The following is a 393-nucleotide window of genomic DNA, read 5'->3' on the forward strand; positions in this document are numbered from 1 at the left end:
TTCTGGCCGCGCTTGCGAAAACGCCACGCCGGCAGGAGCGGGCGTGGCGTTTCGGGACGGCCTGCAATGGGCTGTCAGCGGCTCGCGGTGTCCAGGTACAGGGTCAGGGTCTGGCCGGGCTTGAGCGCCTGCTTGCTGCGCGGGTTCCAGCGCTGCAGGTGCTTCATTTCGACATTGAAGCGCTTGGCGATCAGGTACATCGAGTCGCCTTGCTTGACCTTGTAGTAGGTGGCGCTGTCGCGCTTGCCGGCGGCGTTTCCCTTGCGGGCCGCCAGGGCCTGGGGGCCGCCTTGCAGCTTGAGGGTCTGGCCGACCTTCAGGGCGTGCTTGTCCAGGCCGTTCCAGCGCTTCAGGTCGTTGACGTCGACGCCGTTGTTGCGGGCGATCTGCCAC

The 393-nt window shown here is 66.7% G+C and carries 1 protein-coding gene; it reads right to left on the reverse strand.

What is annotated here, in order from left to right; all coding sequences use genetic code 11:
* Window positions 1-74: 74 nt before the first annotated feature.
* A partial coding sequence (locus FLO80_RS24145; protein WP_149187167.1) for a LysM peptidoglycan-binding domain-containing protein occupies window positions 75-393 on the reverse strand: 319 nt, incomplete at its 5' end.

The organism is Aquicoccus porphyridii, assembly GCF_008369105.1.
Classification (GTDB): Bacteria; Pseudomonadota; Alphaproteobacteria; order Rhodobacterales; family Rhodobacteraceae; genus Aquicoccus; species Aquicoccus porphyridii.